At 60.6% G+C, this 19575-nt stretch carries 14 protein-coding genes; 12 read left to right on the plus strand and 2 right to left on the minus strand.

Annotated features, from left to right (window positions below):
• Nucleotides 1-16 precede the first annotated feature (16 nt).
• Nucleotides 17-1312, minus strand: coding sequence for a type VI secretion system-associated FHA domain protein TagH (gene tagH, locus U367_RS0121105; protein ID WP_028618494.1), 1296 nt, complete (start codon nt 1310-1312; stop codon nt 17-19).
• Nucleotides 1313-1706: 394 nt separating this feature from the next.
• On the opposite strand from tagH, the gene tssA reads away from it, so the two are divergent.
• From tssA to U367_RS0121165, 12 genes are all read left to right on the plus strand, one after another.
• Entirely contained in the window at nt 1707-2726 is a 1020-nt protein-coding gene (gene tssA, locus U367_RS0121110) for a type VI secretion system protein TssA (protein ID WP_028618495.1), read from the plus strand.
• Nucleotides 2727-2780: 54 nt separating this feature from the next.
• Entirely contained in the window at nt 2781-3287 is a 507-nt protein-coding gene (gene tssB, locus U367_RS0121115; protein WP_010207547.1) for a type VI secretion system contractile sheath small subunit, read from the plus strand.
• 2 nt (nt 3288-3289) lie between these two features.
• Nucleotides 3290-4789: a type VI secretion system contractile sheath large subunit gene (tssC, locus tag U367_RS0121120; RefSeq protein WP_028618496.1), complete on the plus strand. Its 1500-nt coding sequence runs from the start codon at nt 3290-3292 to the stop codon at nt 4787-4789.
• Between the two features lie 170 nt (nt 4790-4959).
• The gene (locus tag U367_RS0121125) at nt 4960-5448 is read left to right on the plus strand and encodes an Hcp family type VI secretion system effector (protein WP_005792512.1); all 489 of its coding nucleotides are present in this window, start codon (nt 4960-4962) and stop codon (nt 5446-5448) included.
• Between the two features lie 78 nt (nt 5449-5526).
• Nucleotides 5527-6042, plus strand: coding sequence for a type VI secretion system baseplate subunit TssE (gene tssE / locus U367_RS0121130; RefSeq protein WP_005792513.1), 516 nt, complete (start codon nt 5527-5529; stop codon nt 6040-6042).
• Nucleotides 6039-7898, plus strand: coding sequence for a type VI secretion system baseplate subunit TssF (gene tssF, locus U367_RS0121135; RefSeq protein WP_028618497.1), 1860 nt, complete (start codon nt 6039-6041; stop codon nt 7896-7898). Before tssE ends, tssF begins: the two co-directional genes overlap by 4 nt.
• On the plus strand, nt 7862-8905 hold the full coding sequence (gene tssG / locus U367_RS0121140) for a type VI secretion system baseplate subunit TssG (RefSeq protein ID WP_028618498.1): 1044 nt from the start codon (nt 7862-7864) through the stop codon (nt 8903-8905). Before tssF ends, tssG begins: the two co-directional genes overlap by 37 nt.
• Nucleotides 8898-11555, plus strand: a complete 2658-nt coding sequence (gene tssH, locus U367_RS0121145) for a type VI secretion system ATPase TssH (protein WP_028618499.1) — start codon at nt 8898-8900, stop codon at nt 11553-11555. The genes tssG and tssH overlap by 8 nt, the downstream gene beginning before the upstream one ends.
• 156 nt (nt 11556-11711) lie before the next feature.
• On the plus strand, nt 11712-13652 hold the full coding sequence (locus tag U367_RS0121150; protein ID WP_028618500.1) for a type VI secretion system Vgr family protein: 1941 nt from the start codon (nt 11712-11714) through the stop codon (nt 13650-13652).
• Nucleotides 13653-13667: 15 nt separating this feature from the next.
• The gene (locus tag U367_RS0121155; RefSeq protein WP_028618501.1) at nt 13668-14102 is read left to right on the plus strand and encodes a DcrB-related protein; all 435 of its coding nucleotides are present in this window, start codon (nt 13668-13670) and stop codon (nt 14100-14102) included.
• A 12-nt stretch (nt 14103-14114) separates the two neighbouring features.
• Nucleotides 14115-18512 (plus strand): RHS repeat-associated core domain-containing protein, encoded by a 4398-nt coding sequence (locus U367_RS01000000130230; RefSeq protein WP_073860053.1) that lies wholly within the window; start codon nt 14115-14117, stop codon nt 18510-18512.
• A 16-nt stretch (nt 18513-18528) separates the two neighbouring features.
• Complete coding sequence (locus U367_RS0121165) at nt 18529-19143, plus strand: DUF6707 family protein (protein WP_028618502.1); 615 nt, start codon at nt 18529-18531, stop codon at nt 19141-19143.
• A gap of 92 nt (nt 19144-19235) precedes the next feature.
• Here the strand turns inward: U367_RS0121165 and U367_RS0121170 are convergent, their stop codons facing one another.
• Nucleotides 19236-19511: an HU family DNA-binding protein gene (locus U367_RS0121170; protein ID WP_003176958.1), complete on the minus strand. Its 276-nt coding sequence runs from the start codon at nt 19509-19511 to the stop codon at nt 19236-19238.
• Between the last annotated feature and the right edge of the window lie 64 nt (nt 19512-19575).

Genomic DNA, 19575 nt, shown 5'->3' on the forward strand with positions numbered 1-19575 from the left:
GTGTTGCGGCGCGGTTTTACCGACGCTGTCGTGCGCTGTGCTCTTCGTAGGCCCGGCTGAATTCGCGGCCGAACAGGTCCTGGAAATCTTCCTGGGCCTCGCGGGAAATATTGCTGTAGAGCTCGGTGAATTGCTGCCAGTACTGAGCCTGGCGTGAGCCGTTGAAAATACTTGAGAGCCCGCCGGGCTTGCCCATGCGCTCTTCCAATTGCGCCGGTTCAAAGCGCGTGAGCAGGTGTTTGATCGCCGCTTCCACGCCGGCCATCACCGCCAGTTGGTGGGCACGCAGGTCGTTGAAACTGTCGCGTACGGCGAGGTCCGGTGCCATAAACGCCTGATTGCCGTGGCGAAGCAAAAGCAGTAACGCTTCGTCAGCATTCGGGGCGAATTTCAACGGATTGTTTTCAGCGGGCTGGATCATGGTCTGCTGCATGCGGAACTCGCCCTTGAGGCTGGCGCGGGCACGCAACACGTCGATCAGGCCTTCGACCATCAGTCGGTAGCTGCGGCCGATGTTTTCCATCTGGGCCTCGGCCTGGGCTTTGTCCAGGCGCAGTTGATCGAGGCCAGCGCCGCGCAGAAAGGCTTGCAGGAGGTCGGGTTGCTGAGTGTTTGCCACAGGCTCGACCGCAGGTGGCGGCTGAATGACCGGTGCGGGCGGTGGCGCAACGGGCGCAGGTGCATCGCCAAACAGGTCCCAATCTTCGGGAATCACCGAGCCCGAAACCACGGGTTTCTCGAGCGCAACGGGCGTCGGCGGACGGAAGTCATGCTGCTCGGACGGCACATGGTCCGGCACGGTCGGCGGCGGCACGGCGGTGGGGCTGAGGAAGTCGAACAGGTCCGGCAGCGTGTCCATCGAAGACGCACCCTGGAACTGCGGTGCGATCACGGGCACAGGCGCGGGCTTGTTTGCCACGGCACCCATCAGGGCTTCAAAGCTGTTCGGCGAATCGCCGGCAAACGGCTGGCTGTCGACGGCCTGCACGTTGAAGTCGATGCGCGCCTGGATCTCGTAATCACCGATGCGGATCAACTCACCGTCTTGCAACGGTTCGCTGTTACCCCGACGCATACGGATACCGGCTTTAACCAACTCCACACCATTAGTGCTGTTATCGGTTAAATAATAACGACCCTCTTTGTATTGAATAACGCAATGTTGCGAGGAGACCAAGCGCTCTGGATCAGGCAGTACCCAGTCATTATCGGAACTGCGGCCAATAGCCATCGAGCCCTGATTCATGGACTTTTCGGAGCACTGCCCAGGGGTAATCTTGTGATAACTAGTGATAGTCAAACACAGCGACATCTTGCCTCCTTGCTGATACTTCGCGCGCGGTCGACTCCCAGGACAGCGCCTCCCGGGATATCGCCATCAGGTCGAGCGATCGACCGTCTAAAACCTGCCAATGCCAGCATGATCGCTGATCTTAACTGGGCTCTATGACAAAAATCCTGTCCCGGTGCGTCGTTCGACCCACCAGTCGCGCAGGTTGTTAAGCACCGCACATCTGTCACAGAGGGCGAATAGCTTACCTTGACAAGCCCTAAGTACTACACCAAAAATGCACAACTTCTTGAATACCAGTGATGGCACATTAGTGGCATCTTGCTTATATGACCAAGAAAACATGCAAAGTTCCTCGCGCAACTAATGCATGAATTGCCCGCCGTCTAACGGGCTGATAGGGAGATCAAATTCAGTGGATGTGCCGTTGCTGCTCACCGCCGTTTCCGCGACTTCGCCCTGTGGCGAAGACATGGAATATGACGCGCAATTTCTGCAATTGGAGCGTGATGCCAAGGGCCAACCCGAGCGCAGCATGGGCGACTCCATCCTGCCCGCTGAACCGCCGGAATGGCGCAGCATCCAGCAGCAAAGCCTCGACTTGCTCGGGCGCAGCAAAGACCTGCGCATCACCCATTTCCTGCTGCAAAGCGCCCTCGCCCTCCAGGGTGTGGCGGGCCTTGCAGAAGCACTGACGCTGATCGACGCGTTGCTGCGCGATTACTGGGCCGACCTGCACCCGCGCCTGGATGCCGACGATGACAACGACCCCACCGTACGCATCAACGCCCTCACTGGCCTGACCTGCGACACCAATATTCGCTTGCTGCGCGAAAGCATCCTGACACGCTCGCGCACTTTCGGGCCCGTGAGCCTGCGCGCGGCGCTCAACGCCAGTGGCCTGTTGAGCTTCCCCGACGAGCAACTCGGCGCCCAGCAGCTCAACGCCGCGTTCCTCGACAGCGACCCCGAGCACCTGCAAGCCACCCGTAACGCGCTGATTGCGGCGCGTGCGGCGTGCGAAGCCATCGAACGGCAGGTCAACGATCAGGTCGGTTCCGCCCAGGGCGTGGACCTCAGTGCCTTGAAGCAACCCCTCAAGCAGGCGTTGCAGATCCTTAATCAAGCGGTGCCCGGCACCGACAGCAGCAGCGAACCCGAGGCCGTCAGTGACGACAATGCCCCCTCGGCCGACTTCGCCGCTGCGCCCGCAGCACCGCGCCCAGTTGGCGACATCGCCAGCCGCGACGATGTGCTGCGCAGCCTCGACAAGATCCTTGCGTATTACACCCGGTACGAGCCTTCGAGCCCGCTGCCGGTGCTGTTGAACCGGGCGAAGCATCTGGTGCACGCCGACTTCGCGGCCATCGTGCGCAATCTGATTCCCGACGGCATGTCCCAATTTGAAAACCTGCGCGGCCCGGACGGCGAATAAACCGCCCGACTGTGCAGTAACAACACCGTCGCTCAAGCGACCAGGAGCAGCAACGTGGCGAAGCAAAGTTCTCAGAAATTCATCGCGCGCAACCGCGCGCCTCGAGTGCAGATCGAGTACGACGTCGAGCTTTACGGCGCCGAGAAAAAGGTCCAGCTGCCCTTCGTAATGGGCGTGATGGCCGACCTCGCTGGCAAGCCCGCCGAGCCTCTGGCGCCGGTGGCAGACCGCAAGTTCCTTGAAGTGGACGTCGACAATTTCGACTCACGCCTCAAGGCCATGCAGCCGCGCGTGGCGTTCCACGTGCCCAACGAACTGACCGGCGAAGGCAACCTGAGCCTGGACATCACCTTCGAAAGCATGGACGACTTCAGCCCGGCCGCCGTGGCCCGCAAGGTCGACTCGCTGAACCAACTGCTCGAAGCCCGCACCCAACTGGCCAACCTGCTGACCTACATGGACGGCAAGACCGGCGCTGAAGAAATCATCATGAAGGCGATCAAGGACCCGGCATTGCTCCAGGCACTTGCCAGCGCGCCGAAGCCTGCAGGGGATCAGTAATCATGACCGACAATACCGCCCGCGAAGGCAGCCAGATCCTGGGTACCCAGACCGAAGAAGCCAGCGAGTTCGCCAACCTGCTGCTGCAGGAATTCAAGCCCAAGACCGAGCGTGCCCGCGAAGCCGTGGAAACCGCCGTGCGCACCTTGGCCGAACAGGCTCTGGCGCAAACCGATCTGGTGTCCAATGACGCGATCAAGTCGATCGAATCAATCATCGCTGCCATCGACGCCAAGCTGACCGCCCAGGTCAACCAGATCATCCATCACCAGGATTTCCAGCAGCTGGAAAGCGCCTGGCGTGGCCTGCACTACTTGGTCAACAACACCGAGAGCGATGAGCAGCTGAAGATCCGTGTGCTCAACATCTCCAAGCCGGACCTGCACAAGACCCTGAAGAAATTCAAGGGCACCGCGTGGGACCAGAGCCCGATCTTCAAGAAGATGTACGAAGAAGAATACGGCCAGTTTGGCGGCGAGCCTTACGGCTGCCTGGTGGGCGACTACTACTTCGACCAGTCGCCACCGGACGTGGAACTGCTGGGCGAGCTGTCGAAAGTCTGCGCAGCGATGCACTCTCCGTTCATCGCTGCGGCGTCGCCGACCGTGATGGGCATGGGCTCGTGGCAAGAGCTGTCGAACCCGCGCGACCTGACCAAGATCTTCACCACGCCGGAATACGCCGGCTGGCGCTCGCTGCGTGAATCGGAAGACTCGCGCTACATCGGCCTGACCATGCCGCGTTTCCTGGCACGCCTGCCGTACGGCGCCAAGACCGACCCGGTGGAAGCCTTTGCCTTCGAAGAAAACACCGACGGTGCCGACAGCTCCAAATACACCTGGGCCAACGCCGCGTACGCGATGGCGGTGAACATCAACCGTTCGTTCAAGCACTACGGCTGGTGCTCGCGCATCCGTGGCATCGAGTCCGGCGGAGAAGTGGAAAACCTGCCGGCGCACACGTTCCCTACCGATGACGGTGGCGTGGACATGAAATGCCCGACCGAAATCGCCATCAGCGACCGCCGTGAAGCGGAACTGGCGAAGAACGGTTTCATGCCGCTGCTGCACAAGAAAAACACCGACTTCGCCGCGTTCATTGGCGCCCAGTCGTTGCAGAAACCGGCCGAATACGATGACCCGGACGCCACCGCCAACGCCAACCTGGCCGCACGCCTGCCGTACCTGTTCGCCACCTGCCGTTTCGCCCACTACTTGAAGTGCATCGTGCGCGACAAGATCGGTTCCTTCAAAGAGAAGGACGAAATGCAGCGCTGGTTGCAGGACTGGATCCTCAACTACGTGGACGGTGACCCTGCGCACTCCACCGAAACCACCAAGGCCCAGCACCCATTGGCTGCCGCCGAAGTGATCGTGGAAGAAGTGGAAGGCAACCCGGGTTACTACAACTCCAAGTTCTACCTGCGCCCGCACTACCAGCTCGAAGGGCTGACCGTGTCGCTGCGCCTGGTATCGAAGCTGCCTTCGGCGAAAAGCGCATAACCACGAATGAGCCGGCTCTTCTGTGGGAGCCGGGCTTGCCCACGATGCACGCGACGCGGTCTGCCAGTCAGACCGCGGCGAAGCAATCGCGGGCAAGCCAGCTCCCACAGAACAGCATTGCCCATTGGGCTTAAACAAATATCGTGGCTGAGTCCACACAGGGAGAAAACATGGCTGTTGATATTTTCATCAAGATCGGCGACATCAAGGGCGAGTCCATGGACAAGGCCCACAAGGACGAAATCGACGTGCTGAACTGGAGCTGGGGCATGGCCCAGTCCGGCAACATGCACGTAGGTGGCGGCGGCGGCGCGGGCAAGGTGAATATCCAGGACCTGTCGCTAACCAAATACGTCGACAAGGCCTCGCCGAACCTGATGATGCACTGTGCCAGCGGCAAGCACATCGACAAGGTCAAGCTGACCGTGCGCAAGGCCGGTGGCGAAAGCCAGGTCGAGTACATGGTGATCAACCTGGAAGAAGTGCTGGTCACTTCCCTGAGCACCGGCGGTTCGGGCACCGATGACCGCCTGACCGAGAACGTCACCCTGAACTTCGCCCAAGTGATGGTCGATTACCAGCCACAGAAAGCCGACGGCACCAAAGATGGCGGCGCGATCAAGTTTGGCTGGAACATCCGTTCCAACACCAAGCGCTGATAGCCCTTGAGGCCGTGGCTTCGCGCCACGGCCACAACCCACTTGTCCCTCTCACAACCCGTCCGTGGAGCCGCTTTGGTGGTCACTGAAATCGCTTCCCGCGACCGTCTGCAACCGTCCCTGTTGGACCGGTTGACTGACGACGATCCAACCAACCCCAAGGAAAGCGCCGACAAACGCGTGCTGTCCCTGACCCAATTGAAAGCCTCGGTGCTGCGCGACCTGGCGTGGCTGCTCAACACCACGTCGTTGCTCGATGCCGATGCCACGCTGCACACCCCGGCCGGTACTTCGGTGGTCAACTACGGCCTGCCGGCGCTGGCGGGCAACAGTGTTTCAAGCGTGGATATCAAGGCCTTGGAAGCGTTGATCTACCAGGCCATCGCTACCTTTGAGCCACGCATTCTGCGCCACACCCTGCGCGTAAAAGCCCGCGTCGGCCATGGCGAGATGAACCATAACGCGCTGAGTTTCGAGATCGAAGGCGACCTGTGGGCACAGCCCGTGCCGTTGCGCCTGCTGCTGCAAACCGACCTGGACCTGGAATCCGGCCATGTACGCGTGGTCAACGCTGACCAGCGGAGGCGCCCATGAACCCGCGCCTGCTGGAGCTGTACAACCAGGAACTGCACCACGTGCGCGAAAGCGCCGCCGAGTTCGCCAAGGAATATCCGAAGATCGCCAGTCGGCTGACCCTGTCCGGTATGGACTGCGCCGACCCGTACGTCGAACGTTTGCTCGAAGGCTTTGCCTACCTCACGGCCCGCGTGCAGCTCAAGCTCGACGCCGAGTACCCGACCTTCACCCACAACCTGCTGGAAATCGCCTACCCGCATTACCTGGCACCCACGCCGTCGATGACCGTGGTGCAATTGCAGACCGACCCGGATGAAGGTTCGCTGGCCAGTGGTTTCCCGCTGCCTCGCGACACCGTATTGCGCGCTGCGCTGGGCCGCGAAACCCAGACCTGCTGCGAGTACCGCACCGCGCACCCGGTGATGCTGTGGCCGTTGCAGGTGAGCAATGCCGAATACTTCGGCAACCCTGCCGCCGTGTTGGGTCGCCTGGCCGCCAGTGAGCCTAAAGCCAAGGCCGGCCTGCGCCTGACCCTGCGCACCGGCGCCGAATTGCCGTTCAACAGCCTTGACCTGGATAACCTGCCGCTCTACCTCAGCGGTGCCGACGAGCAACCATTCCGCCTCTACGAACAACTGCTGGGCAATGCCTGCGCGGTGTTTGCACGCAAGCCGGGTGGCGATTGGGTCGAGCGCCTGCCGCAGGATGCACTGCGCTCCCGTGGTTTTGACGATGCCGACGCCGCCATGCCGGTGGTCGCACGCGCGTTCCAGGGCTATCGCCTGTTGCAGGAATACTTCGCCCTGCCCCACCGCTACCTGTTCGTCGAGTTCGCCGAGCTGAGTCGCGCAGTCAAACGCTGCGACGGCCAGGAGCTGGAACTGATTGTGCTGTTCGATCGCCACGAACCGAGCCTGGAAGGCAGCGTTGGCGCGGCGCAGTTCCTGCCGTTCTGCACCCCGGCGATCAACCTGTTCCCGAAGCGCGTAGACCGTATCCACTTGTCCGATCGGGTCAACGAACACCATGTGATCGCCGACCGCACGCGGCCGATGGACTTCGAGATTCACTCGTTGAGCGGCATCACCGGTCACGGTACCGGGCCGGAGCAGCCTTTTTTGCCGTTCTATGCCGTGCGTGATCCATCACGCTACGGCCGCGACCAGGCGTATTACACCGTACGCCGGGAGCCCCGCGTCTTATCCAGCGACCAGCGCCGCAACGGCCCACGCTCCACCTATGTGGGCAGTGAGACCTTTGTCAGCCTGGTGGACAGTCGCCAATCGCCCTACGGCCATGACTTGCGCCAACTCGGCGTGACTGCGCTGTGCACTAACCGCGACTTGCCCCTGTTCATGAGCATCGGCAACGGCAAGACCGACTTCACCCTGGCCGACAGCGCCCCGGTGCTGTCCGTGCGTTGTGTGGCAGGCCCGAGCCGCCCACGCGCCAGCCATGCCCATGACGCCAAGGCCTGGCGCTTGATCAGCCAGTTGTCGCTCAACTACCTGTCCCTGAGCGAACAGGGCCAAGGCGCCGCGGCCTTGCGCGAACTGCTGCGCCTGTACGGCGACAGCAACGACGCCGCCCTGCAGTTGCAGATCGAAGGCCTGCGCGAGGTCAGCAGCAAAGCCGTGACCCGACGTTTGCCGATGCCCGGCCCGATCGTGTTTGGCCGTGGCCTGGAAATCACCTTGGAATTCGATGAAAACGCGTTTCGCGGCACCGGCGTGTTCCTGCTCGGTGCGGTGCTGGAACGCTTCCTGGCACGCTACGTGTCGATCAACAGTTTTACCGAGACGGTGATCCGTACCACCGAACGCGGCGAGATCATGCGATGGAAAGCCAAGCCCGGACGTCGTCCGACCCTGTGAGTACCCTGGATGCGATGCATCAGGAGCCCTGGGAATACGATTTCTTCCAGGCACTGCGCCGTATCGAGTGCGAATCGCCAGACCTGCCGCGGCTGGGCCATTCCCTGCGCCTGGCGGATGACCCGTTGCGCCTGGGTCAGCAGGCGGATTGCACCTTCGCCCCGGCCACGCTGGCGTCGGTCGACCCCGGTGGCGACGGCAAGCCGGCGCGGCTGGAGCAATTCTTCTTCGGCCTTGGCGGCCCCAATGGCCCGCTGCCGCTGCACATCACCGAGTACGTGCGCGAGCGTCAGCGCAACAACGCCGACAGCACCAGCAAACAGTTCCTCGATGTGTTCCACCATCGCCTGCTCAGCCTGTTTTACCGGGCCTGGGCCGAGGCGCGGCCGACAGTCAGCCACGACCGTCCTGACGATGATTACTGGTCCGCGCGCCTCGCCGCCCTGAGTGGACGGGGCATGCCAAGCCTGCTGAATCAGGGGCTCATCCCGGACACCGCGAAGCTGCATTACAGCGGCCACCTGTCGGCGCAAACCCGCTATCCAGACGGCCTGAAAGCCATTCTCAGCGAGTACTTCGGCCTGCCGGTGGAGATTGAAGAGTACGTCGGCCAATGGCTGGAGCTGCCCGAGCGCAGCCGCGTCAGCGTGAGCGCCAACCGCCTGGGCGTGGACTTTTGCCTGGGCAGTTTCGTGTGGGACCGCCAACACAAATTCCGCATCCGCCTGGGGCCGCTCACGCTGGATGACTACATGGGCATGCTGCCTGGCCACCAGCCGTTCAACGAGTTGGTGGCGTGGGTGGCCGAGTACCTGGGCCATGAACTGGACTGGGACCTCAACCTGGTTTTGCAACAACCCGAAGTGCCGGCGCTGCAACTCAATGGTCAGTTCCGCCTGGGCTTCAACACCTGGCTCGGCAAGCCCGAGCATGACGCCAACGACCTAATCCTGGCCCGGCATTACGCCGATCACGCCACCACCTCAAGGAATCCAGAGCATGGGTGAAATCAGTCGCGCCGCACTGTTCGGCAAACTCAACAGCGTGGCCTACAAGGCCATCGAAGCCGCCACCGTGTTCTGCAAACTGCGGGGCAACCCGTATGTGGAACTGGCCCACTGGTTCCACCAGTTGCTGCAATTGCAGGACTCGGACCTGCACCGCATCATCCGTCAGTTCAACGTGGAGCCGGCGCGCCTGGCCCGGGACCTGACCGAAGCGCTGGACCGTTTGCCGCGTGGCTCGACGTCGATCACCGACCTTTCCTCCCATGTGGAAGAAGCCGTGGAACGCGGTTGGGTCTACGGCAGCCTGATGTTTGGTGAAAGCCAGGTGCGTACCGGCTACCTGGTGCTCGGTATCCTGAAGACGCCAAGCCTGCGCCATGCGCTGTTGGGCTTGTCTGCCGAGTTCGACAAGATCAAGGCCGAGGCCCTGAGCGAGCGTTTCGACGAGTACGTCGGTGATTCGCCGGAGAACGCGCTGAGCGCCAGTGATGGTTTCAATGCCGGTGCCGTGCCCGGTGAAGCCAGCGGTGCCATGGCACCGAGCGCGATGGGCAAGCAGGAAGCCCTCAAGCGCTTCACGGTCGACCTGACCGAACAGGCCCGCAGCGGCAAGCTCGACCCGATTGTTGGCCGTGACGAAGAGATCCGCCAACTGGTCGACATCCTCATGCGTCGGCGCCAAAACAACCCAATCCTCACTGGCGAAGCCGGGGTGGGCAAGACCGCCGTGGTCGAAGGTTTCGCCCTGCGTATCGTCGCCGGCGACGTGCCGCCAGCCTTGAAAGACGTGGAACTGCGCAGCCTCGACGTGGGCCTGCTGCAAGCTGGCGCGAGCATGAAAGGCGAGTTCGAACAGCGCCTGCGTCAGGTTATCGAAGACGTGCAGGCCTCGCCCAAGCCGATCATTCTGTTTATCGACGAAGCCCACACACTGGTGGGTGCCGGCGGCGCCGCCGGCACCGGTGACGCAGCCAACCTGCTCAAGCCGGCCTTGGCCCGCGGCACCTTGCGTACCGTGGCCGCCACCACCTGGGCCGAGTACAAGAAGCACATTGAGAAAGACCCGGCCCTGACCCGTCGCTTCCAGGTGGTGCAAGTCGCCGAGCCGTCGGAAGACAAAGCGCTGCTGATGATGCGTGGCGTGGCGTCGACCATGGAAAAGCATCACCAGGTGCAGATTCTCGACGAAGCGCTGGAAGCCTCGGTGAAACTGTCCCACCGCTACATCCCGGCGCGCCAGCTGCCGGACAAGTCCGTGAGCCTGCTGGACACCGCCTGCGCTCGCGTCGCCATCAGCCTGCACGCGGTGCCGGCGGAGGTGGACGACAGTCGTCGTCGCATCGAGGCGCTGGAAACCGAGTTGCAAATCATCGCCCGTGAGCATGCCATCGGCATTGCGATTGGTGCGCGCCAAACCAACACCGAGGCGCTGTTGAGCGCTGAGCGTGAGCGTCTGGCGACCTTGGAAAGCCGCTGGGCTGAAGAGAAAACCTTGGTGGACGAGTTGCTAGCCACCCGTGCAACGCTGCGTGAAAAGGCGGGCGTGGTGGACAGTGGCAACGATGAGCTGCGCGCCCAACTGGTCGACCTGCAACAGCGCCTCACCGCCCTGCAAGGCGAAACCCCGCTGATCCTGCCCACCGTGGATTACCAGGCCGTGGCCTCGGTGGTCGCCGACTGGACCGGCATCCCGGTGGGCCGCATGGCGCGCAATGAATTGGAGACGGTGCTCAACCTCGACCAGCACCTGAAAAAACGCATCATCGGCCAGGACCATGCCCTGCAGATGATCGCCAAGCGCATCCAGACCTCCCGCGCCGGCCTCGACAACCCGAGCAAGCCGATTGGCGTGTTCATGCTGGCCGGCACCTCCGGCGTGGGCAAGACCGAAACTGCCCTGGCCCTGGCCGAAGCCATGTACGGCGGTGAGCAAAACGTCATCACCATCAACATGAGCGAATTCCAGGAAGCCCACACGGTGTCGACCCTCAAGGGCGCGCCACCGGGTTATATCGGCTACGGCGAAGGCGGCGTGCTGACCGAAGCCGTACGACGCAAACCCTACAGTGTGGTGCTGCTGGACGAGGTGGAAAAAGCCCACCCGGACGTGCATGAGATCTTCTTCCAGGTGTTCGACAAGGGCGTGATGGAAGATGGCGAAGGCCGGGTGATCGACTTCAAGAACACCCTGATCCTGCTGACCACTAACGCCGGCACCGAGCTGATCTCCCATGTGTGCAAAGACCCGGCGAACATCCCTGAGCCGGAAGAAATCGCCAAGGCTTTGCGCCAGCCGCTGCTGGAAATCTTCCCGCCCGCGTTGCTCGGCCGCCTGGTGACCATCCCTTACTACCCGCTGAGCGACGAGATGCTCAAGGCGATCACCCGCCTGCAACTCAACCGCATCAAGAAGCGCGTAGAGACCACCCACAAGGTGGCTTTCGATTACGACGACGCGGTGGTCGACCTGATCGTCTCGCGCTGCACCGAGACCGAAAGTGGCGGGCGCATGATCGACACCATTCTGACCAACAGCCTGCTGCCGGACATGAGCCGTGAGTTCCTCACGCGCATGCTCGAAGGCAAGGCGCTGGCGGGTGTGCGTATCAGCAGCCGGGATAATGAATTGCACTACGACTTCAGCGATTGACCTGTGGAAATGTGATTAAAACTGTGGGAGGGGGCTTGCCCCCGATGGCGTCGGGTCAGCCAGAAATTTCTAACCTGATACACCGCTATCGGGGGCAAGCCCCCTCCCACACTTGATTCGGTTTCTTCAGTTATCAAGTCATTTACGGGTTAACCGATGCTATTCAACCAAGCCTCACGCCTGGCCAAAATCACCAGCCCGCTCGGGCCGGATGTGCTGCTGCTCAATGAAATGGGCGGTGGCGAGGAGCTGGGCAGGCTGTTCAACTACGAGCTGCAACTGACGTCCCTGGACGCCAACATCGATCTCAACCAGTTGCTCGGCAAACCCATGAGCGTGGGCCTGCAACTGGCGGACGGTGGCGAGCGGCACTTCCACGGCATCGTCGCGCGGTGCAGCCAGAATATCGACCAGGGCCAGTTCGCCAGTTATCAGGTGACGCTGCGCCCATGGTTTTGGCTGCTCAGCCGCACCTCCGACTGTCGGATTTTCCAGAACCTGAGCATCCCGCAGATCATCAAGCAGGTGTTTCGCGACCTGGGGTTTTCCGACTTCGAAGACGCCCTGAGCCGGCCGTACCGCGAGTGGGAATACTGCGTGCAGTACCGCGAGACCAGCTTCGACTTCGTCAGCCGCTTGATGGAGCAGGAAGGTATTTACTACTTCTTCCGCCATGAGCAGGACCGCCATGTACTGGTGCTGGCCGATGCCTACGGCGCCCACACCACGGTGCCGGGCTACGCCTCGATCCCGTACTACCCCAAGGACGAGCAGCAACGCGAACGCGACCATATGCACAACTGGCACCTGGCGCACGAAGTGCAACCGGGTTCGCTGGAGCTCAACGACTACGATTTCCAGCGCCCCAGCGCCAGCATCGACGTGCGCTCGGCCATGCCTCGCCCGCACACTGCCGGCGACTATCCGCTGTACGACTACCCCGGCACCTACGTGCAAAGCGAAGACGGCGAGCACTATGCCCGCACCCGCATCGAAGCCCTGCAGACCCTGCATGAGCAGATCGAATTCAGCGGCAACGCCCGTGGCCTGGGTTCGGGGCATTTGTTCAGCCTCACCGGCTTCAGCCGCCAGGACCAGAACCGCGAATACCTGATCGTCGGCTGCCGCTACTACATCGTCCAGGAAAGCCTGGAAAGCGGCGGCGGTTCGGGCTCGGCACAGTTCGAAAGCAGCCTCACCTGCATCGACGCCCAGCAGAGCTTCCGCCCGTTGGCCAGCACCCACCGCCCTATCGTCAAAGGCCCGCAGACCGCGCTGGTGGTCGGCCCCAAAGGCGAGGAAATCTGGACCGACCAGTACGGCCGGGTGAAGGTGCATTTCTATTGGGACCGCCACGACCAGTCCAACGAAAACAGCTCATGCTGGATTCGTGTCTCGCAATCCTGGGCCGGCAAGAACTGGGGCTCGATGCAGATCCCACGAATCGGCCAGGAAGTGATTGTGAGCTTCCTTGAGGGCGACCCCGACCGGCCAATCATCACCGGACGAGTCTACAACGCCGAACAGACCGTGCCTTACGACCTGCCGGAAAACGCTACCCAGAGCGGCATGAAAAGCCGTTCGAGCAAGGGCGGCACGCCGGCCAACTTCAATGAAATCCGCATGGAGGACAAGAAGGGGTTGGAGCAGTTGTACATCCATGCCGAGCGTAATCAGGACATCGTGGTCGAGGTGGATGAAAGCCATTCGGTGGGGCATGACCGCAACAAGAGCATCGGCCACAACGAGACGGTGACCATCGGCAACAACCGCCTGCGCATCGTCAAGCAGGAAGACATCCTCTCGGTGGGCCAGAGGAAGACCGACAGCATCAGCCAGAGCTATGTCATCGAAGTCGGTGAAAACCTGCGCCTGGTCTGCGGCGAAAGCATCCTGGAGTTGAACGCCAGCGGGCAGATCAACCTCACCGGCGTGCAAATCAGCTTCTATGCCAGCGGCGATGCCGAGTTCAACACCGGCGGCGTGCTGCACCTGAACAACGGCGGCGGCCCCGGCGCCACGCCCGATGGCCAGGGCCAGAAAGCCGCCATCGACGCCAATATCAAAGCCGCGTTCCCCGCGCCTAAAAGCTCCTGACGAGACCTGTTTGCCATGACGTACCGGATCAACGAATTCCAGTTTCAACTACCCGCCAGTGAGCTGCAGGACGCAACGATCAATATCCTCAAGTTCCCCGAATTGGGCACCACCCTGATCGTCAGCCGCAGCCTGCTCGCCGAGGGTGAAACCCTGCACAGCAACTTCAATGACCAACTCCTGCGCCTGGAAAAACAGGTGCAGGACCTGCGTTATCAGCCGGGCGTGGACGTGCGCTTGGGCGCGGCTCAAGAAGTGGAAGGCATCGAGCTGCGCAGCCAGTTCAGCAAGGGCAATGACAAGGTGTTCCAGTATCAACTGGCGCTGGTGCTACCGGGTACGCGCAAGATGCTCGCCTTGAGTTACGTGAAGGCCGACAAGCTTGGGGATGCCGAGGCGGCGCACTGGGCGTTGATCAAAAGCTCGCTATCGTTCGACGCTGTTTCCTGATGAGCTGCCTGCATGTCTGACGCGTTATGGGCCGCCCGGATGGGCGATGCACTGACCCACACCTCGATGATGGCGGATATCCTCGGCGGCGTGCTGGAGGTCGCGGCCAACGTGGCGATCACGGCACTGGCGACTGCCGCAGTCGCGGCCGCCGTGGGGGTGACGATTGCTACCGCCGGTATCGGCGGCTGCATCCTCGGCGCGGTGGTGGGCATTGTCGTCGGCATGGCCATGAGCAAGACGGGGGCCGACAAGGGCCTCAGTAAGATGTGCGAGAGCTTCGCCAATGCGCTGTTTCCACCGGTGGTGGAAGCCACGATTGCGGTGGGTTCGACCGACACGTTCGTCAACAGCATTCCGGCTGCGCGGGCCGCGGGCTCCATTCCCTCGCACGTGGCGCCCGCTGGTACGGAGCTTGAGCAAGCACCGCCGGAGCCCGACCCCGAGCCAAAACCCGAGCCTGGCTTCCTGGACATGGCCGAGGGTTTCTTCTCCCAGCTATGGCGGCCCACCGTCGCCACGCCTGCACCGGGTGTGGTGCCGGCCCTCACCGACATGGTCCTGTGCGCCCGCCATCCGCCGATGCCGCCACAGCTTCTGGCGGAAGGGTCTGACAAAGTCACCATCAACGGCCAGCCCGCCGTGCGCAGCGGTGATCGCAGCATGTGCGAGGCGACGGTGGTGTCGTCGGGGCTGATCTCGCCAAACGTCACCATTGGTGGTGGGACGGTGGTGGTGCAGGAAATTCGCAGCGGGAAGACCCCTGGGGTGGGGTTGGCGATTGAAGCGCTGATGATGTTGAAAGGTGCCAAAGGCAAGACGCTGAGTAATTTGCCGTGCATGTTGCTCAGCGGGGTGGGTTCATACGCGGTGAGCCAGGCCATCGGGGCCATGACTAACGCGGCTATGGGCTCGATGAACCCAGTGCACGCGGCTACAGGCGCCAAGGTCCTGGGTGGCGAGGCAGAGTTGGATTTTGTGCTGCCGGGCGTACTGCCGATTCACTGGCAGAGGTTCTATAACAGTCGTGACGAGCGCCGCAGTGGGATGTTTGGCGCCGGCTGGAGCGTGTCCTACGAAGTCAGTGTCGAGGTCCTGCCGCACCCCGCCGGGGGTGAAGAACTGACTTATACCGATGAACAAGGCCGACAAATACAGCTCGGTTCGGTTGCTTTGGGCAGTGCGATGTTCAGTCCGGGCGAGGGCTTGAGCATTCGTCGGCACCGCAACGGCCAATTGCTGATTGAAAGTGATGACGGACTTTATCGCCTGTTTGACCCAACGCCAGGCACCAGCTCATTACTGCGCCTGAGTCAGTTGGGCGATCGCAATAACAACCGCATTTATCTCGACTATGACGATCTCGGGCGATTGGTACGTCTTCGCGACACTTTCGACCTGGTACAGGTGGAGCTGATCCGCGAGCAAGGTCGTGTGAGCCGGATTGAACGCGTGTATAGCGACCTGCCGCGAGAAGTATTGGTCAGTTATGAACACGACTTGGCAGGCGACCTGGCAATCGTGCGCGATGCGACCGGCCAGATTCAAAGACGCTTTGCTTATGACACCGGGCGGCGAATGGCAGAGCATCAACTGCCCACCGGCTTGCGCTGCTTCTACGAGTGGGCATTGATCGCCCAGGCTGAATGGCGCGTTGTCCGGCATTGGACGGATGAGGGCGACGAGTACCAATTCGAATACGACCTGGCCGCAGGCACAACGTGTATTACCGACAACGCGCAACGGGTTAGCACACGAGTCTGGAACACTCAGCACCAAGTCATTGCCTATACCGACAACCTCGGCAATACCTGGCTATTTGAGTGGAATGACGAACGCCAGTTGCTAAGCGCCACAGACCCCCAAGGGGGGCGCTATGAATATCACTACGACGAATCAGGCAACCTGATTGGAGAAATCGATCCCCTAGGTCGCAAAGAGGCTTCATCGTGGCTGGCGCATTGGTCGCTGCCGCTGGCTCGAACCGATGCCGCAGGCAACAGGTGGCAGTTTCGCTATGACCCGCGCGGTAACTGCATCAGTGAGACTGATCCCCTTGGCAGTGCCACCCGTTATCGTTATGACAGTCGTGGACAAGTCGTCGAAATCATCGACGCCACTGGCAAGCAGAAAAAACTATCCTGGAACGGGCTCGGCCAGTTGATCGAGCACATCGACTGTTCAGGCTACCCGACTCGATTCAGTTACGACCATCGTGGTTATTTGCAAGCCATCATCGATGCACTTGGCGAGCGTACCCAGTTCAGCTATGACGCAAAGGGGCGCCTGCTCAGTACCCAGCTGCCAGACGGCCGAACTGAACACTATTTGCGCAGTATCAGTGGCCAGTTGGTGGGTTATACCGATCCCGCCGGGCACACAACTCACTACCAGCACAACCGCCGGGGCCAGGTTAACCTGCGTACGGATGCCCATGGTCGCCAGGTACAGTTTGGGTATGATCGATTTGGCCGCCTGCAAGCGCTGACCAACCAGAACGGTGAAACATACCGATTCACCTGGGACGCCAGCGACCGGCTAATTGAACAGCAAGACCTGGACGGCAGCGCCAAGCGTTACAGCTACGACCCGCTCGACAGTGTCTGCGTGGTCACCGCCGTACCGGCGCCGCACGGCAACGGCATGGCGGTTGTCCCCTCAACGCCCCTCGACCCGATTGTTCATTATCTTGAGCGGGACGCGATGGGTCGCTTGATCGGCAAGGTAACGGCCGATGGGCGCACCGACTATTCCTATGACCCGCTGGATCGCCTCATTGCAGTGAGCACTGTCGATGCGCAGGGAAACGCACAGCGCCTGGCTTTCAACTACGACGCGCTGGGTCAATTGCTTGGAGAGCATAGTGTTGCTGGCAGCCTGCAGCATCACTATGACGAGTTGGGCAACCTTATCCAAACGCGCTTACCCGACGGGCGTTGGCTCAACCGTCTGCATTACGGCAGCGGTCACCTTCACCAAATCAACCTCGATGGACGCGTTATCAGCGACTTCGAGCGCGATCGCTTGCATCGAGAAGTGTTGCGTACGCAAGGTCAGCTCAGCACCCGCAGCGAATACGACCGCAATGGTCGCTTGCGAGCTCGTCAATGCAGAAATGAAGGTGTTTCGACGTTACTGGCGCCGACGATGCAAATAGCGTTCGACTACGACCCTGCCGACAATCTGATTGGCAAGCTTGAACAGCTGCCCACTCACCAGCATCGTCAATTGCTTCACTACGATGCGACTGCGCGCATCATTGCCAACCAGGACAATCTGCAGGGGCAAACCGAAACATTCGCCTACGATGCGGCCGCCAACTTGCTTGATCCGCCGCAGGCGGCGAGCGGGCTGGTGGTACACAACAAACTGCTGACCTATCAGGACAAGCGTTATCGTTACGACGCTTTCGGCCGTCTCGCTGAAAAGCGCAGTGCGAAATGGGGCACTCAGCTTTTTACCTACGACGCTGACCACAGACTGATCGAAGTACGCCATCAAAAGGCTGAGCGAACGACTGTTATAAAAATGACGTATGACCCTTTGGGTCGTCGTATCGCTAAAAGCGAACATGACAGCCATGGCTTCCCGGTGGGACAAACGCACTTCGTTTGGGACGGGTTGCGCTTATTGCTGGAACGCAAAAATAACCAGAGCAGTCTGTACCTCTACGAAGGTAACGGCTACGAACCCCTGGCACGTGTCGATGGCACTGGCGAACATCAGCGTGTGCGTTACTACCACAATGATTTAAACGGTTTGCCTGAACAGTTGACGGAAGCGGACGGGCATACGCTGTGGCAATCGCGTTACCAGGTATGGGGCAACAGCGTCAGGGAAGTTCGCGAACCCTATTACATCGAGGAGCAGAACCTGCGTTTCCAGGGACAATACCTGGATCGGGAGACGGGCCTGCACTACAACACCTTCCGCTTTTATGATCCGGACGTAGGGCGGTTTACGACGCCCGACCCTATTGGGCTGGCAGGTGGGATTAACCTCTATGAATACGCGCCGAACCCTATCGTCTGGACTGACCCCCTTGGATACAAGGGTTGCAACGTCAAGGCAGGAGATGGCAAGACACACGATATCGTTCTTGAACTGACCAGGAAGCAGTACAAGCAGACGTTCGGTCACATCGCTGATGTCATCAAGGCGCGAGGAAAAAATATATTCACTATCGATCGCCTGGGCGCGGCAGATAACCGCAAAGCCTCTCTGGCCGGTCACCCGTCCGTCAAGGCACTGGATCGGGATGAATTCCCGATGGCGATGTTCAAAGAAGGTGGCAAAGGGGCTAGCGTCAGGTACATCGACCCTAGCGACAACCGAGGCGCAGGCTCCTCGATCGCGCATGCCCTGAGCGGCTATGACGACGGGACCCGAGTAAAAATAGTCGTGAAGTAACCGATTGGAGATTTCCATGCATATCACAGAAGCACTTGATTCACTCTCTGCTGCCAGCGGCCCATTGGCAGACCGCGTGTCGAAAGTGGCAGCCAAATACAATAAAACTCAGAAGTCACGTATCGAATCGCTGACCCGTCTGGCTTACCTGTTGTACGTCATCAATGAAAACGACCTGGCCGAGCAGCTCACTGCACCGCTGAGCAAAATCCCTTTTGAAAATAACTATGACTATTGGGTCTGGATCGAGGCGTCACTGGTACTCAACGGCACCCTGGCGAGGGCGCGCGGTGATGAGCCCGTGTACGCTGATGCGCTTGCTCGTGTATTGGCGGCGCTGAACACCGGAAACGAGCTGCAAGTCACGGTGAAGCGCAACACCCATGAACGCTTTGTAAGAGGCGAGACCTTGAGCCTGGACAAAATCCAGGACGCGGAGAACGAGGGCGACTTTGTGACAGAGGGCAATCAACGTGTCACTTACCTGATGAGCCTGTTAAAAATTCAGTTCTTTGATAAACCCGAACATTACCCGCACGAAAAGATAAAGGCCGATATCGAAGAAAATGTCGCCAGAATCAATGAAATCATTGGCAAGATCGGATTAGAAAAGCTCACGCCATTCAAATGAAGTCTTGTTTAATCCAATAAAAAATGGGCACCCGACCCAGTCGGCGTGCCCATCTCTCCTACCACCCCGCCCCCTTCGAGACGGTAACGTCCTTACGCGTTAACGGTGTCTTTCAGCGACTTGCCCGGCTTGAACGCAACGGTGTTGCTGGCCTTGATTTTCACCGGCTCACCGGTTTGAGGGTTTTTGCCAGTGCGGGCGCCGCGATGGCGTTGCAGGAAGGTGCCGAAGCCAACCAGGGTGACGCTGTCCTTGCGGTGCAGGGCGCCGGTGATTTCTTCGAGAACGGCGTTGAGGACGCGGTTGGCCTGTTCTTTGGTGAGATCCGCTTTTTCAGCGATGGCGGCTGCGAGTTCTGGTTTACGCATAAGTGAAGCCTCTTTGACGGTTTTTTGTTGTTATGTCCGTGCTGCTCTCTTCTGGAGCAGCGCC

It is taken from the genome of Pseudomonas canadensis (genome assembly GCF_000503215.1).
In the GTDB taxonomy this organism is placed as follows: Bacteria; Pseudomonadota; Gammaproteobacteria; order Pseudomonadales; family Pseudomonadaceae; genus Aquipseudomonas; species Aquipseudomonas canadensis.